Genomic DNA, 15,581 nt, shown 5'->3' on the forward strand with positions numbered 1-15,581 from the left:
ATTTGATAATGCGCATCCTTATTGCCATGTCTGGTTTGATAGTAACATATTTAAATGATGACACAAGCTTTATAGATACTCTGTAATGTAGGTTTGCAGTGTTATAATTTCACTCTCACATATACAAGACATTTATTAACAGTATATAAATTATGTGTGTTTTAGTTTTACAGGATAATTTATGCATATAATACATACCATTGCTGAAATGCGTTCATGGCGCAGGCAGGCTAAACGCGTAGCCCTGGTACCGACTATGGGTAATCTGCATGAAGGTCATTTGTCACTGGTACGTACAGCTAAAGCTTATGCAGATTCAGTGGTAGTAAGTATATTTGTTAACAGGATACAGTTTGGTGCCGGAGAAGATTTTGATAAATATCCGCGTACTTTAGAGCAGGATGCAGAAAAGCTTGAAGCAGCCGGTGCCGATGTGGTATTCGCACCCGATGAAAGCGAGCTTTATCCAAATGGTGTGCAGAGTTATTTTGTTGAACCGCCGGCAATCCAGAATGAGTTATGCGGGCGCAGCCGTCCGGGTCATTTTCGCGGGGTGGCGACAATAGTAACTAAACTGTTTAATATTGTTCAACCTGATGTTGCCTGTTTTGGTAAAAAAGACTATCAGCAACTGGCTGTGATAAAAGGCATGGTTCAGGATCTGAATATGAATGTAGAAATCATTCCGGTAGAAATTGAACGAGCGCAAACCGGTTTGGCTTTATCCAGCCGTAATGGTTATCTTTCGGCACAGGAACATGTACAGGCAGCACAGCTGTCTGCACAGTTACAAAATATTGCCGATGCAATTAAGCTGGGAAATACTAACTTTTCGGCTTTGGAAAATAGTGCCGCAACGAATTTGCAACAAAATGGATGGCAGGTTGATTATATTGAAATCAGGCAGGCACAAACGCTGACAAAAGCTCAGATATCCGATAAAAATCTGGTTATTCTGGCTGCTGCAATTTTGGGAACTACCCGTTTAATTGATAATATAGAAGTCAATTTGTCGCATTAATAATAAAAATAGTCTGTTAACCAGATATTAACCATAAGGCAGCGTGAACACGTATGTGGTGGATTGTATTAATACTGTTAATTATTGCTATAGGCGCTTTATTCTGGTGGCGTAATATTCAGGAACGCAAATGGCAACTGGAATTGACCTACCTGACCCGCTATGAAAACCGGTTTCAGGCAGGTCAGTTTCCGGTATTGAAGGTTGCCAGACCCTCTTTGAAAAGCCGTATTTCTTATCTGGCGCAAAAGCTTGTACAGCGCAATCAGACAGTTCAAAGTTCAGCGCAACAAGAACAACCGTCAGAACCAGAGCTGCAAGAGACTGAATCTGAAGCAATAAATACTGTAAATAATCATCAAGAAATTCACCCGGCTGTACCGGCTAATAGTACTGGTGAGAGCTGTCAGCCAGAACAACAGACTGAAAAATCGGAATCTGAATCGGTTACTCCTCAGATTACAGTTATTGAATCCGCCCCTATACCGGTAAAAAGTGAAACGGATAAAACAGTCAGTGAAAATGGAGATAGTTTACAAGATATAGCCGAAACTGATAATGAATTGCTGGTAATAAAGGATAACCCTTTGTTTCCGGTTAAACTGTTTAAATCTTTAAAAGAAGATGCAGCCGATGGTAATGATATTCATGCCGAAGCTGTGGCCGAAGAAAATATCCTGCCGGATACAGACGAAGAGACTGATATCGATAATGATGATCAGACAGATAAAAACATACTGATTACCAGTGATGAGCATGCTGAAACTGCTGTGGTGTTCCCTCCAGATAAAAATCTGGAAGTAATTACTCTGGCAGAAGCTACCCGTAAAGTGGCAACTCATCCGCTTACTGATACGGTTAGTGAACAGGCGCCTGCTCTTGAAGTTATTCAGCTTAAATGGCAGTACAAACCTTTAAACAGTCAGAATCAGCAGCGCAATCGCAATGCGAAAGAAATTACTGTCGATGATCCGATATTAAATAAGGTTCGTTCGCGTACTAAAGCCGAACAGGCTGCTTTGTTAAAAGCCCGGGCATTAAAAAATTTTGATTTGGATGATTTGCAACAGGCTACCCATCACAAACTGGGTAATTCTGTTGGAGCCCCTTCGCACTTGCCGCATTCTGTAACTACTGTTCCTGAGCAGTCAGTTCATGAGCATAGACTCGGGAGAGAACATAATGGCGTGCAAATTATTAACGAAGAAGATATTCGTTTGAATCTGCTGCGTCAGCGACTGGCAAGACAGCGCCATAACGAGAATGCCCAGCAGTTTAATTCTGGTTATAGCATACCGGTAATAGCTGAAGATGAAATATATGCGAATTTAGCCAAAACCGATTCACCGGTAAACAGACAGAAATTTCAGCGACCGGTAGTCAGAGAAAGTGTTATTCCGGCAGCCGCACGTATCGGTAAAAGCCATACAGTAAAAATGACGGCACCAGTAGCTGATATGTCTGCAGACAAAGGTTTTACAGATGCTGCCGGCAGTGCACAGGCACCACTGTCAACCAGATTTACACCTTTTCATTCCATGCCGCCAACATCTATTACTACAGTTGTGGCCGGAAATGCTCCTGTAGCAGAAAATTACACCAGCAGTAATGCTGACTATAGCGATTCTTTTAATCGGCAGCCAGTACAGCAGCAGAATGAAAATTTTACTGAGAATCTGCGCCCGAGAAGAAGCCAGTTTCATTATTCTCAGGATATGCCAACAGTAAAGCAGGCAGTAACTGTCAATAATAATTCAGAAAATTCTTATTATGAGAATTCTGATTTTAGTATTGGAAACACTTCCTATTTGTCTGATGATAGTGATGGAGATGTTGCTGTGGCGGAAACTCCGGTATTGGCTACAGAAGATCCGTTTTTTGCTGAAATTGAAGAGCAGACAGAAACACCTGATTATTTCCCTTTGCATGAACATTACAACGAAGAAGAAGCTAATACAGATATATCTGCATTTTTGCCAAAGGTTGAAACTCAACCACAAGGCAGTTCGGAAGTAGTTAATCATGTTGAAGTAATTGAAAAAGATGAACAACAGACTGAATCAGTACCGGTTGTCGAAAGCACCGGAGTAGTTATCCGAAATAACCGGCAGTCACTACCCGCAGAACAAAAAGACTATAGTGCTCAGTCATCGCAAACTGCTATCGGTATGGCACTGCAAAAAGCTTTGCATAAGACAGTAGCTGTCACACCGGTGCATAAACCACAGTTAAAACCTATGCTGCCGGGGATGGATTTATTATTACCACCATATTATGATCCCGCAGCACAGCAAAGTGAAGAAACCTTGCTGGAAAATGGTATTACCATCGAAGAAAAACTGGCTGAATTTAAAGTCAAAGTTCGCGTAATTGATGCATTTGCCGGCCCGGTAATTACTCGTTATGAAATTGAACCGGCACAGGGCGTTCGCGGTAGTCAGGTAGTTAATCTGGAAAAAGATTTAGCACGCAGTCTGGGCTTTGCTTCTATCCGGGTAGTTGAAACGATTCCGGGCAAAACCTGTATGGGGCTGGAATTACCTAACCCCAAACGACAAATTATTCGTCTTAGTGAGATTTTTTCAGCTTCGGTATTTCAGCAATCCCGTTCTAAACTGACACTGGCTCTTGGTCAGGGTATTACCGGTCAGCCTGTGGTAACGGATTTGGCTAAAGCACCACATCTTTTGGTAGCCGGAACAACAGGTTCTGGTAAGTCGGTAGGTGTTAATGCCATGATATTGTCTATGCTGTTTAAAGCCACACCTGAAGATGTACGCCTGATTATGATTGATCCGAAAATGCTTGAATTGAGCATTTATGAAGGTATCCCTCATCTGCTGGCGCCCGTGGTTACAGATATGAAGCTGGCTGCCAATGCGCTGACTTGGTGCGTAAACGAGATGGAAAAACGCTACCGGCTGATGAGTCATGCCGGTGTGCGTAATCTGGCCGGATTCAATCAGAAAATTGCTGAGCTGGGTGCACGCAATCAAAAACTGTTTAATCCGTTCTCACTTACGCCGGATAATCCTGAACCACTGGAAAAATTGCCTTTTATTGTTGTGATTGTTGATGAATTTGCCGATTTGATGATGACAGCCGGCAAAAAAATTGAAGAACTTATTGCGCGTCTGGCGCAAAAAGCCCGTGCTGCCGGTATCCATTTGATACTGGCTACCCAGCGTCCCAGTGTAGATGTTATAACCGGACTGATAAAAGCCAATATTCCAACCCGTATTGCTTTTCAGGTATCCAGTAAAGTAGACAGTCGTACCATTCTTGATCAGATGGGTGCTGAAAACTTGCTTGGACAGGGTGATATGCTGTTTTTACCACCGGGTACCGCCTATCCGGAGCGTGTGCATGGGGCCTTTGTCGCCGATGAAGAAGTGCATCGGGTAGTACATTATCTGAAACAGTTTGGTGAGCCCCAATATATTGATGATATTTTAACTGCCGGGGTCAGTGATGATGATATGTTCAGCAATGCATCGTCACGCAGTAGTGATGATGAGCTTGATCCTCTGTATGATGAAGCAGTGGCGCTGGTAATCAAAACCCGTAAGGCAAGTATTTCTTCTGTGCAAAGACAATTGCGCATCGGTTATAACCGTGCTGCGCGCTTGGTTGAGCAGATGGAAGCAGAAGGTATCGTGTCTGCTGCTGAAGGTAATGGCAATCGCACTGTACTGGCTCCGCAAAATAGTCATCTGGATGGATAGTCTTTTCAAATAAGTTTATTGAATAGATTTCTTAAACGCATATTTGTATATGCGTTTTTTTATATCAATATGAAATGTACCCTTTAGTATGTACTAGTATTTTATTAAAGTGATGATTTTAAAAAAACAGTATTGCTGCATAATAGTTGATATCAGTATTCAGCATCTGATGAAAAATTCAATAAAATAATATTCGGTAGTACGGTATGTTTAATATCAATTTATAGTATTGAATTTTTTCAATTACTGATATGTAGATATTTATAAAAAAAACGATAAATAGAAGATTTAAACTAAATTTTTTAGTCTGAATATTAAACAAATTAAGTATTTGAGTTAATTCTTTGTATTTATTTGTATGATCAAAATGAATTGATTGTAATAATGTTGTTTAATTTATACATTTTACAGCTTTTTTTAATAAAATGTCATATTTATTAAGAATTGTCTGCTACGCTGAAATGCGGTCTATGCTTAAATAATGTCAAACAATTAATTAATTTTGATTTGTACGTATAAAAACGCAAATAAATATACAAATATATTAATTAAAGTATATAAATTCTCATAATTGATAAATTATAAAAAAATATATATATCAATTTTTATCAATAAATAAATATTGTAAGTAATTGTTTTTAAAGTTAAGTTGTTTGAATCGTTTATAGATAAGTCTTAAGATAATTTGGCAATGTTTGAAATATAAATCCTAATTTTAAAATTTATATAAATGTAAATATATTAATTATCTGGAGATGAATTTATGATTGAATCTTACAAACGGTTCTGGCATAACATTCTGAATTTTTCAGGGACTTCTAATCGTGCTGATTATTGGTGGCCGATTGTGATTAACTATGTTCTTGGAATAATTTTGACGTATGCAGTTGAAAAAATGCTCGGACATCCGATTAATGATATCTATACATGGGGCGACTGGACGATTGATTTTGTCTTTCTGGTAGTCTGCTTTGTTGTGTGGATAGCGACTTTGTCACTTCAGTTCAGACGGCTGCATGATACAAACCGTTCTGCATGGTGGATTCTGATTACTCTTATACCGATCATCGGGCAAATCTGGTTTATCATACTGATGCTGTTGCCGGGTAAGCCAAACCGTTTTGAGCAAAGGTTATTCTAGTGCTTTTTGGCAATTTGGTTTGTAATAATAGCTCAGTATTACTTAAATTGGCTGTTTGATAACTTAGTTTTATTTTTTCTTTTTACCAGCAGCTTATTTCACTTGAAATTAAGCTGCTGGATAAATATCTTAATTGCTATTGCTAAAAATATATTATTTATTGATTTAAATAATTTTTTGATACTGGATATCTACAGTACTCATTCTTCATATGCTGCGTTGGCTCATTAACACTGAATCAGATATTTTCCATCGCTGAATACTTTTATCAGCCAATATCAATAATGTTAATACTTTCAGAACAATAAAATATGGCAGTTCCATAAGCAGACCAGTCTGTCTGCTCAATATCAAATTCGGTGATGCAATACTTAATAAAATCCAAAATTAAACAATGTATAAATTTACTCTTATCAAACTTTAAATGAATATCAAAGATATATTTCGACTTTTGCGTTATAGTGCTGCCAGTTTTCTGATTGGGGTGTTATGAAAAATCTGTGGCAAAAGTTTGATCGGTCGTTTTTACGCGGACAGAAGTTATCAAAAGTACTGGTTGTGCTGATTGCTGTATGGCTGTTTCTGGCTACCAGTCTGGTAGGGTTGTCGCTGAATACCTCATGGAGGCTGGAAGAGTTGGGAATGGCGATTAATGAAGCTGGTAGTCTGCGCAAGCGGGTGTTTTATATGGTACTGGTCACGAAAACACCGGGTGCAGAGCAGCAGTTTGCGGATGAAAAGCGTCAATTTAAGGAAATACTTGGTCATTTATACGAATTGCATGATACCGGGGTTATGAACGGCCAGCGTCATAAACAGTTATTAATTCAAGTTCAGGAAATTGAGGAGCAGTTGCAGGATTTTCTTGCTGACCGTGAAGCTTATTTACAGGGCAGACTAAGCGGAGAAGCTTTTCTTGCTCAGGCCAGAGAATTCACTGCGGTAATTGACCGGCTGGTTTTGCTTATTGAGCAAGATAATACGCACAATATCAAACTGTTGCGCTGGTTGCAGGTGCTAGTATTAATAATGGCTGTTCTATCTGCGATTGTATCATTGCTGTTACTGCATCATCTGGTTATTTCGCCGCTGTTACGTCTGAATCAGGGGATCAGTCAGATTGGTAAGGGTTATTTTGATACACGCCTGAAAGTGGGTACAGCCAATGAGTTCGGGCAGGTAGCAAAGGGTTTTAATCTGATGGCCGCCAAATTGTATGAGGTATATGACACGCTGGAAAACCGGGTGGCTGAACAGACGCAGGCAGTGGTTAAGCGTAATCGTGAGCTGGCGGTATTATATGCTATGACCTCATTGTTTCAGGAACAGCATGATCTGACAGTGCTGGTACAAATATTTATGCATAAAATGAAGGCATTCAGTGGTGCGGATGCCTGTGTGGTGCAGTTAAAAAACCGCCATTCACAGATGCTTGAAGTAGCCGGTTCGGACGGGCTGACAGAAGAGCAGGTAGATATGTTCCGTGATTATCGCTGTGATGGCGGGCGCTGTGTGCGGTTGCATCAGTCTGTGGTTAATTACAATAATCAATCGCTGGTCATTCATGAGGAAAATAATCATTGCTGTCAGATGCAGCAGGTTCTGCCGTTTTGTCTGACTTTTGCAGTGAAATCAGTAGATGATGAAATTGGTATGCTGCATTTGTTTGCACTGAAGCCGTTTGCGCTGAGTGAAGAAAATCAACGTCTGATTTCAACTGTTTGCAGTCAGTTCGGGATAGCGATTGAAAGTATGCGCCTGAATGAACTGGATAAGCAGATGGCGATATTGGAAGAGCGTAACCTGATGGCGCAAGGATTGCATGACAGTATCGCGCAGTCGCTTTCATTTATGAATATGCAGATACAGGTACTGGAAAAATCTCTTGTAGAGCATAAACAAGAACAGGCTAAACAGACTCTGGATTTTATTCATGAGGGTATTCAGCAATGCTATGATGATGTACGCGAATTATTGTCAAATTTCCGGGTACGTCTGGTTTCAGAAGGGCTAATCAGTTCGTTGCAGGAAGTGATGAAAAGATTTGAACAACAAACAGATATTGTTGCGGACTGGTCAGTAGAAGGCGATGTGTATGAGGTAGAGTCGGATGTACAATTGCAGGTGGTGTTCATTGTGCAGGAAGCATTATCAAATGTACGTAAACATGCGCACGCCGATGCTGTGCGGGTGAGGCTGGTATATCTGGCTGATCGCCTGAATCTCTGTATTGAAGATAACGGAATAGGTTTTGCCGAGGATACGCTAATTCAGAAGGGGCTGCACGGGCATGTGGGTGTGCATATCATGAAAGAACGAGCCGGCAAGATTAATGGAGAATTAAAAATATTTGCACGTGAAAATAACGGGGTCTGTGTAGAGTTGATGGTGCCGCGTCAGTATATTCATGCGCAGGAATAATTTTTGGGAATTTAATAATGCTTAATGAAAACAAGTACCGGATTCTGATTGTTGATGATCACACTTTGTTTCGGCGTGGTTTGCGTGCACTGATTGATAGTTGTGAGCGTTTTGAGGTGGTGGGTGAAGCCACAGACGGGCTTGAAGGGGTAAAAATGCAGCAACAGCTCCAGCCGGATGCTGTACTTCTGGATCTGGATATGCCGGTAATGAGAGGACTTGAAGCACTACCGCAGATGATAAATCATAATCCGCAGCAGGTGGTGCTGATGCTGACAGTATCTGAAGACGGTAGCGATTTACTCGAATGTATGCGGCTGGGCGCCCGCGGATATCTGTTAAAAAATATTGATACAGAATTTTTGCTGGATAGTATTGAAAAAGCGATTAGCGGTGATAGTGTGTTATCGCCTGAAATGACAAGTAAGCTGGTAACAAGGTTGCGCAGGCAGGAGCAGGCAGACGAGAAAATTACTGAACCACTGACACCGCGCGAACGGGAAATTTTGCGCTGGCTGGCAGGTGGGAATAGTAATAAGGTGATTGCGCGTAATCTGGATGTAACTGAAAGCACTATAAAAGTGCATGTTCAGAATATTTTACGCAAATTAAATGTAGCCAGCAGGGTGCAGGCTGCTGTCTATGCCATTGAGCATGGTCTGGATAAATAAACAAGTGAGTTGAGTATCGGGTAATAACTACTGAATATCAGAATTTGATAAAGGCCTATTGAGTTTGTCAATAGGTCTTTTTGCTTATTTGGCGTTGTGCTTTTTGGTTAATGATTTTGCTTCGGATGACTAATTGGATATGAAAAGGTGATTACGTACACTAAAGAGAATTATTAATGGGGGTACAGAATGGATTCTGGTGTTAGAAAATCGGTAACAGTGCTTACTTCCAGCACAATTGCATTTATTGTCTGTTTTATGATCTGGATGATATTTGCCGTTTTGGGAATACCTATCAAAAAACAATTACAACTTAGTGAAGCTCAATTTGGTTTGCTGGTAGCGATGCCTGTACTGTCCGGATCACTTATCCGGGTACCTTTAGGTATCTGGACTGACCGTTTTGGCGGCCGTATTGTATTTTTTCTGCTGATGCTGTCATGTGTTCCGGCAGTCTGGCTGCTTGAATATGCACACACATACAGTCAGTTTCTCTGGATTGCGCTGTGGCTGGGATTAGTAGGCGGCTCATTTTCTGTTGGTACTCCTTATGTGGCCAAATGGTTTCGCAAGGAACGTCAGGGTTTGGCAATGGGTATTTTTGGAGCCGGTAATGCCGGTTCTGCCGTAAATAAGTTTCTGGCACCTGCACTGATTGCAGCATATGGCTGGCAGGCTGTACCCCGTGTATATGCCGTAATTTTGCTGGTCATTACAGTATTGTTCTGGTTTTTCAGTTATCCGGAGCCTAAAGCAGCTTCTGCGAAACAGCCAAGTCTGAAAGCTCAGTTGTTATTAATGAAAAATCCGCAAGTGCTGAAATACAGTCAGCTGTATTCGGTAGTGTTTGGCGGCTATGTAGGTATTTCGCTGTGGATGGTGAATTACTATGTTAACGAATATAACTTCGGCTTAGCACAGGCCGGATTGCTGGCTGCATGCTTCTCTCTGCCGGGGGGTGTACTGCGTGCGTTCGGTGGCTGGCTGTCTGATAAATACGGTGCTTATAAAGTTACCTGGGCTGTAATGTGGATTTGCGCAATTGCATTCTTTCTGTTGTCTTATCCGCAAACACAAATGTCTATTCGTACAGTGAGTGGTCATCTGGATATGCATATTGGTTTAAATGCAACGATATTTACTGTGCTGCTGTTTGTGGTCGGTGTGGCTATGGCAATCGGTAAAGCTTCGGTATTCAAGTTTATTTCTGATGAGTTTCCGGATGATATGGGTACTGTGTCTGGTGTAGTGGGTCTGGCCGGGGGACTGGGCGGTTTTCTGTTGCCGATTATGTTTGGTCGGTTAGTAGACTGGACAGGTGTACGTTCTACCTCTTTCATGCTGATGTTTGGCACGGTATGTATCAGTTTAATCTGGATGCATTTTTCTCTGAAAAACCCTAAGCACCAATAAAGTGAGTTTGATATGGGTAAAGTTTTAAAAGATTGGCGGCCGGAAGATCAACAATTCTGGCAGTCAGGCGGTCGTGCAATAGCACGCAGAAATTTATGGATTTCCGTTCCTGCATTGTTGCTGGCGTTTGCCATCTGGCAGGTATGGAGTGTGACGGTAGTGAAACTGCCACTGGTTGGATTTAAGTTCAGCAGCAATGAACTGTTCTGGCTGGCGGCCTTGCCGGCATTATCAGGTGCTACTTTACGAATTTTCTATTCATTTGTGATTCCGATTTTTGGTGGCCGCAAATGGACGACAATTTCTACAGCCAGTTTGCTGATTCCTGCGCTGGGTTTGGGCTTTGCTGTACAGAATCCGAATACTTCTTATACAACGATGTTCATTCTGGCACTTTTATGTGGTTTTGGCGGAGCAAATTTCAGTTCATCTATGTCCAATATCAGTCTGTTTTTCCCGAAATCGGAAAAAGGTCAGGCGATGGGAATTAATGCCGGTTTGGGTAATCTGGGCGTATCCGCAGTACAGATTGCTGTGCCACTGGCGATTACTAGCTGCCTGTTTGGTGCAATGGGCGGTGAGTCTCAGACAATTTCCACACCGCAGGGTTCTGCACAGGTTTGGTTGCAGAATGCGGGTTTTATCTGGGTACCGTTTATTGTGCTCAGTACGCTGGCTGCATGGTTTGGGATGAACGATATTGGCAGCATGCATTCCTCACTAAAGGAACAGTTTGTTATTTTCAAGCGGTTGCACAACTGGATTTTATGCTGGCTTTATGTGGGCACATTTGGTTCGTTTATCGGTTTTTCGGCTGCTTTTCCGTTATTAATCAGCCATTCTTTCCCGCATCTGGATGCAGTTAAGTTTGCCTTTTTAGGTCCGTTTGTAGGTGCAGTACTGCGTGTTGTGGGTGGCTGGTTGTCTGACAAGATGTCTGCGGCAAAACTTACTGAAATCAGCTATGCCATGATGATTGTCGGGGTTATTGGCGTTCTGGTATCTCAGCCTATTGGCGGCAATGAAGGCAGTTTTGTTGGTTTTTTCTGTAGTTTTATGTTGCTGTTTGCCTTTAGCGGTATTGGTAACGGTTCAACTTACGCGCAGGTGCCGCGGATTTTCTCTCAGTTTCATCGTCATCTGCATCAGGGCGATATTAAGACCTCAGAAGCTCATGCCACTAAAGAGTCAGCTACGGTATTAGGCTTTATGGGCGCAATCGGTGCTTATGGTGGTTTTCTGATTCCGAAAAGTTTTGGTTCTTCGATTGAGGCGACAGGCAGCGCATCAGTGGCTTTATGGGGCTTTATTGTTTTCTATGTAAGCTGTCTGATAGTTAACTACTGGTTTTATGTTCGCAAACAATCAGTTACGAGTTGTTAATTTGAAGTGATCGCACCATTGTCATAGATAATGGTGCAGAAAAAAAATATAAATCAATAAGAAACTGTTTGAGGCTTTTGCCTCTATGGAGCACAAATTCATGAGCCATTTTTTAGACAGACTGAATTTTTTACGTAAAACCAAAGAAACATTTTCTGCCGGACATGGGGCAGTGGTGGCTGAGAGCAGAGAATGGGAAGATGCTTACCGCCAGCGCTGGCAGCATGACAAAATTGTACGTTCAACTCACGGAGTAAATTGTACCGGTTCCTGTAGTTGGCGCGTTTTTGTTAAAAACGGTTTGATTACATGGGAAATGCAACAGACAGATTACCCGCGTACTCGTGCCGATTTACCCAATCATGAACCACGGGGCTGTCCGCGCGGTGCATCATATAGCTGGTATGTTTACTCTGCTCAGCGGGTGAAATATCCAATGATTCGCTCTTCTCTGCTGCGTATGTGGCGTGAAAAACGCCAGACTCTGAATGCAATTGAGGCGTGGCAGAGTATTACTCAGAATCCGGAACTGGCAAAAAAATACAAATCTGAGCGTGGTCAGGGTGGTTTTGTCCGTCTGGACTGGAAAGAAGCTTATGAAATTATTGCTGCTGCCAATGCATTCACAATTAAAGAGTTTGGTCCGGATCGTGTAATTGGCTTTTCTCCGATTCCGGCAATGTCGATGGTGAGCTATGCTGCCGGTTCGCGTTATCTGAGTCTGATTGGCGGTGTACCGCTGTCATTTTACGACTGGTATTGCGATTTACCGCCTTCCAGCCCGCAAACATGGGGTGAACAAACCGATGTTGCAGAATCTGCCGACTGGTATAACGCCAACTATCTGATGGTATGGGGCTCAAATGTACCCATGACACGCACTCCGGATGCGCACTTCTATACTGAAGTGCGTTATAAAGGTACAAAAACAGTAGCTGTTTCATCTGATTATGGTGAAATGGTGAAATTCAGTGATATCTGGATGGCACCAAAACAGGGCACGGATGCTGCACTGGCAATGGCAATGGGGCATGTGATTCTGAAAGAATTTCATCTGCAGAATCCGTCAGAATATTTTATTGATTATTGCCGTCGTCTGACAGATATGCCTAATCTGGTGGTGATTAATCAGGAAAACGGTAAACTGCTGCCGGGCTACTTCCTGCGTGCAAGCCAGATAGCAGGCGGGCTGGATGAAAGCAATCATCCTGAATGGAAAACACTGGTTATCGACGAAAATACCGGTGATATTGTTGCACCGAAAGGATCGATAGGCTTCCGCTGGGGTGAGCAGGGTAAATGGAATCTGCTGGCACAAAAATCTGACAGTACAGAAATCAAAGCGCTGATATCACTTAAAGATAATCATGATGCCATCATGGGTGTGTCTTTTGATTACTTCGGCGGAGATGATGCAGCAGAAGTAATTGTTAAAAATATACCGGTTAAGCAGATAATTAATGCAGATGGCGAAAAAATACTGGTAACCACAGTATTTGATTTGATGTGTGCCAATTATGGTATTGACCGTGGTTTTGGCGGTGATGGTGTTACCGATGATTATCTGGCTGATGTGCCTTATACACCATTGTGGCAGCAGAAACATACTGGCGTGAAGCCAGAGCTGGTGATTCAGGTGGCACGCGAATTTGCCCAAAACGCGCATGAAACACATGGTCGCAGTATGGTAATTGTGGGTGCCGGTCTGAACCACTGGTATCACATGGACATGGCGTATCGTGGCATTATCAATATGCTGATGATGTGTGGCTGTATCGGTCAGAGCGGCGGCGGCTGGTGCCATTATGTCGGTCAGGAAAAATTACGTCCGCAAACCGGCTGGGCGCCTCTGGCTTTTGCTGCAGACTGGAACCGGCCTTCACGCCAGATGAATGGTACTTCTTTCTTCTATGCACACACCAGCCAGTGGCGGCATGAAAAACTCAAGATGTCGGAAGTTATTGCGCCTACTCATGCCGGTCAGATGGCTAATATGAGTCAGTTGGATTTCAACGTTAAAGCTGAACGAATGGGCTGGCTGCCTTCTGCTCCGCAGCTGGGACGTAATCCGCTTGATGTGACCCGTGATGCAGAAGCACAAGGTAAAGATCCGATTGCATTTGCTGTTGAGCAGATGAAATCGGGCGCACTGGATATGGCTTGTACTGATCCGGATAATCCGCAGAATTTCCCGCGTAATCTGTTTGTCTGGCGTTCCAATATTCTTGGTTCATCCGGTAAGGGGCATGAGTATTTCCTCAAGTATCTGCTTGGCACACAAAATGCACTGATGAGTGATGAAACTGATGCTATTAAGCCGATTGATGTACAAGTCCGTCCGGCAGCAGAGGGTAAGCTCGATTTACTTACCGTACTGGATTTTCGTATGTCCACTACCTGTCTGTATGCAGATATTGTGCTGCCTACAGCCACCTGGTATGAAAAAGATGATCTGAATACTTCGGATATGCATCCTTTTATCCATCCGCTTAGCGAGGCAGTAAAACCGCTTTGGGAAAGTAAAACTGACTGGGATATTTATCGTGGTCTGGCGAAAGCATTTTCCGAAACTGCCAAAGATTATCTGGGAGTACGTAAGGATCTGGTATTAACACCATTGATGCACGACAGTCCAGAAGAGCTGGCACAGCCGTTTGACCCGAAAGACTGGAAACTGGGTGAATGTGAACCGGTACCGGGCAAAACCATGCCGAAAATGACCGTGGTTGAACGTGATTATGGTGCTATTTATGACAAATTCACTTCTGTAGGACCGTTGCTGGAAAAAATCGGTAATGGTGGTAAAGGTATTAGCTGGCAGACTGGTGCAGAAGTAGATTTACTGCGCAAACTTAACAACACCCAATCCGAAGGTGTGGCCACAGGCCAGCCGAAACTGCACACAGCTATTGATGCTGCGGAAATGATTCTGACACTGGCTCCGGAGACCAATGGTCATGTGGCAGTTAAAGCATGGGAAGCTTTATCAAAAAATACAGGTATCGACCATACTCATCTGGCCATTGCCCGTGAAGATGATGCTATTCGTTTCCGCGATGTGCAGGCACAACCGCGCAAGATTATTTCATCACCCACTTGGTCTGGTCTGGAAAGTGAAAAAGTCAGCTATAACGCTGGTTATACCAATGTGCACGAACTGATTCCATGGCGCACCTTAACCGGCCGGCAGCAGTTTTATCAGGACCATCAATGGATGCGACTGTTTGGTGAGGGACTGGTTTCCTATCGTCCGGCTGTAGACCTGAAAACCACGCTGAATGTGAAAGGCCATCAAAGCAATGGCAACCCTGAAATCGTGCTGAATTTCATCACACCACATCAGAAATGGGGTATTCACAGTACTTATTCAGATAATTTGCGCATGCTGACCTTATCACGCGGTGGTCCGCATGTGTGGGTTTCTGAAATTGATGCTAAACGTGCCGGTCTCGAAGATAACGACTGGGTGGAAGTATTCAATGTGAATGGTACGCTGACCGCACGGGTAGTGGTTAGTCAGCGAGTACCTGAAACCATGATTCTGATGTATCACGCACAGGAAAAAATTGTCAATGTGCCCGGTTCAGAGCTGTCCGGCAAACGCGGAGGTATTCATAACTCAGTCACTAAAGTGGTTATGAAGCCAACGCATATGATTGGTGGTTATGCTCAATTATCATGGGGCTTTAATTATTACGGTACGGTAGGTACCAACCGTGATGAGCTTGTCGTGGTACGCAAAATGAACAGAGTGGAATGGCTGGATCAACCGGCCAAAACACCGGTGACAGAATAAAAAGGACACA

8 protein-coding genes are annotated in these 15,581 nt (G+C 42.8%); all 8 read left to right on the forward strand.

Features of this window, described 5'->3' with window-relative positions; genetic code table 11:
* The first annotated feature begins 181 nt into the window (after positions 1–181).
* The 8 genes from panC (at position 182) to H3V01_RS02505 (ending at position 15,571) form a co-directional block, all read left to right on the forward strand.
* On the forward strand, positions 182–1,021 hold the full coding sequence (gene panC, locus H3V01_RS02470; protein WP_198185894.1) for a pantoate--beta-alanine ligase: 840 nt from the start codon (positions 182–184) through the stop codon (positions 1,019–1,021).
* A 53-nt stretch (positions 1,022–1,074) separates the two neighbouring features.
* Complete coding sequence (locus H3V01_RS10980) at positions 1,075–4,746, forward strand: DNA translocase FtsK (protein WP_232332579.1); 3,672 nt, start codon at positions 1,075–1,077, stop codon at positions 4,744–4,746.
* A gap of 763 nt (positions 4,747–5,509) precedes the next feature.
* Positions 5,510–5,887, forward strand: a complete 378-nt coding sequence (locus tag H3V01_RS02480) for a DUF805 domain-containing protein (protein ID WP_084552727.1) — start codon at positions 5,510–5,512, stop codon at positions 5,885–5,887.
* 489 nt (positions 5,888–6,376) lie between these two features.
* Positions 6,377–8,308 (forward strand): histidine kinase, encoded by a 1,932-nt coding sequence (locus H3V01_RS02485; protein WP_198185895.1) that lies wholly within the window; start codon positions 6,377–6,379, stop codon positions 8,306–8,308.
* A gap of 17 nt (positions 8,309–8,325) precedes the next feature.
* Entirely contained in the window at positions 8,326–8,979 is a 654-nt protein-coding gene (locus tag H3V01_RS02490; RefSeq protein ID WP_084547296.1) for a response regulator, read from the forward strand.
* 189 nt (positions 8,980–9,168) lie between these two features.
* Positions 9,169–10,392, forward strand: coding sequence for an MFS transporter (locus H3V01_RS02495; protein WP_096765892.1), 1,224 nt, complete (start codon positions 9,169–9,171; stop codon positions 10,390–10,392).
* 12 nt (positions 10,393–10,404) lie between these two features.
* Positions 10,405–11,775: a NarK family nitrate/nitrite MFS transporter gene (locus H3V01_RS02500; RefSeq protein WP_198185896.1), complete on the forward strand. Its 1,371-nt coding sequence runs from the start codon at positions 10,405–10,407 to the stop codon at positions 11,773–11,775.
* A gap of 100 nt (positions 11,776–11,875) precedes the next feature.
* Positions 11,876–15,571 (forward strand): nitrate reductase subunit alpha, encoded by a 3,696-nt coding sequence (locus tag H3V01_RS02505; protein ID WP_084585995.1) that lies wholly within the window; start codon positions 11,876–11,878, stop codon positions 15,569–15,571.
* Positions 15,572–15,581: the final 10 nt, after the last annotated feature.

Origin of the sequence: Snodgrassella sp. M0351 (assembly GCF_016100575.1) — a bacterium.
GTDB classification, from domain to species: Bacteria; Pseudomonadota; Gammaproteobacteria; order Burkholderiales; family Neisseriaceae; genus Snodgrassella; species Snodgrassella alvi.

Bases quoted from the DNA above. Each gene is read 5' to 3' on its own strand.
- panC (WP_198185894.1), top strand. From the start codon at position 182: ATGCATATAATACATACCATTGCTGAAATGCGTTCATGGCGCAGGCAG.
- H3V01_RS10980 (WP_232332579.1), top strand. From the start codon at position 1,075: ATGTGGTGGATTGTATTAATACTGTTAATTATTGCTATAGGCGCTTTA.
- H3V01_RS02480 (WP_084552727.1), top strand. From the start codon at position 5,510: ATGATTGAATCTTACAAACGGTTCTGGCATAACATTCTGAATTTTTCA.
- H3V01_RS02485 (WP_198185895.1), top strand. From the start codon at position 6,377: ATGAAAAATCTGTGGCAAAAGTTTGATCGGTCGTTTTTACGCGGACAG.
- H3V01_RS02490 (WP_084547296.1), top strand. From the start codon at position 8,326: ATGCTTAATGAAAACAAGTACCGGATTCTGATTGTTGATGATCACACT.
- H3V01_RS02495 (WP_096765892.1), top strand. From the start codon at position 9,169: ATGGATTCTGGTGTTAGAAAATCGGTAACAGTGCTTACTTCCAGCACA.
- H3V01_RS02500 (WP_198185896.1), top strand. From the start codon at position 10,405: ATGGGTAAAGTTTTAAAAGATTGGCGGCCGGAAGATCAACAATTCTGG.
- H3V01_RS02505 (WP_084585995.1), top strand. From the start codon at position 11,876: ATGAGCCATTTTTTAGACAGACTGAATTTTTTACGTAAAACCAAAGAA.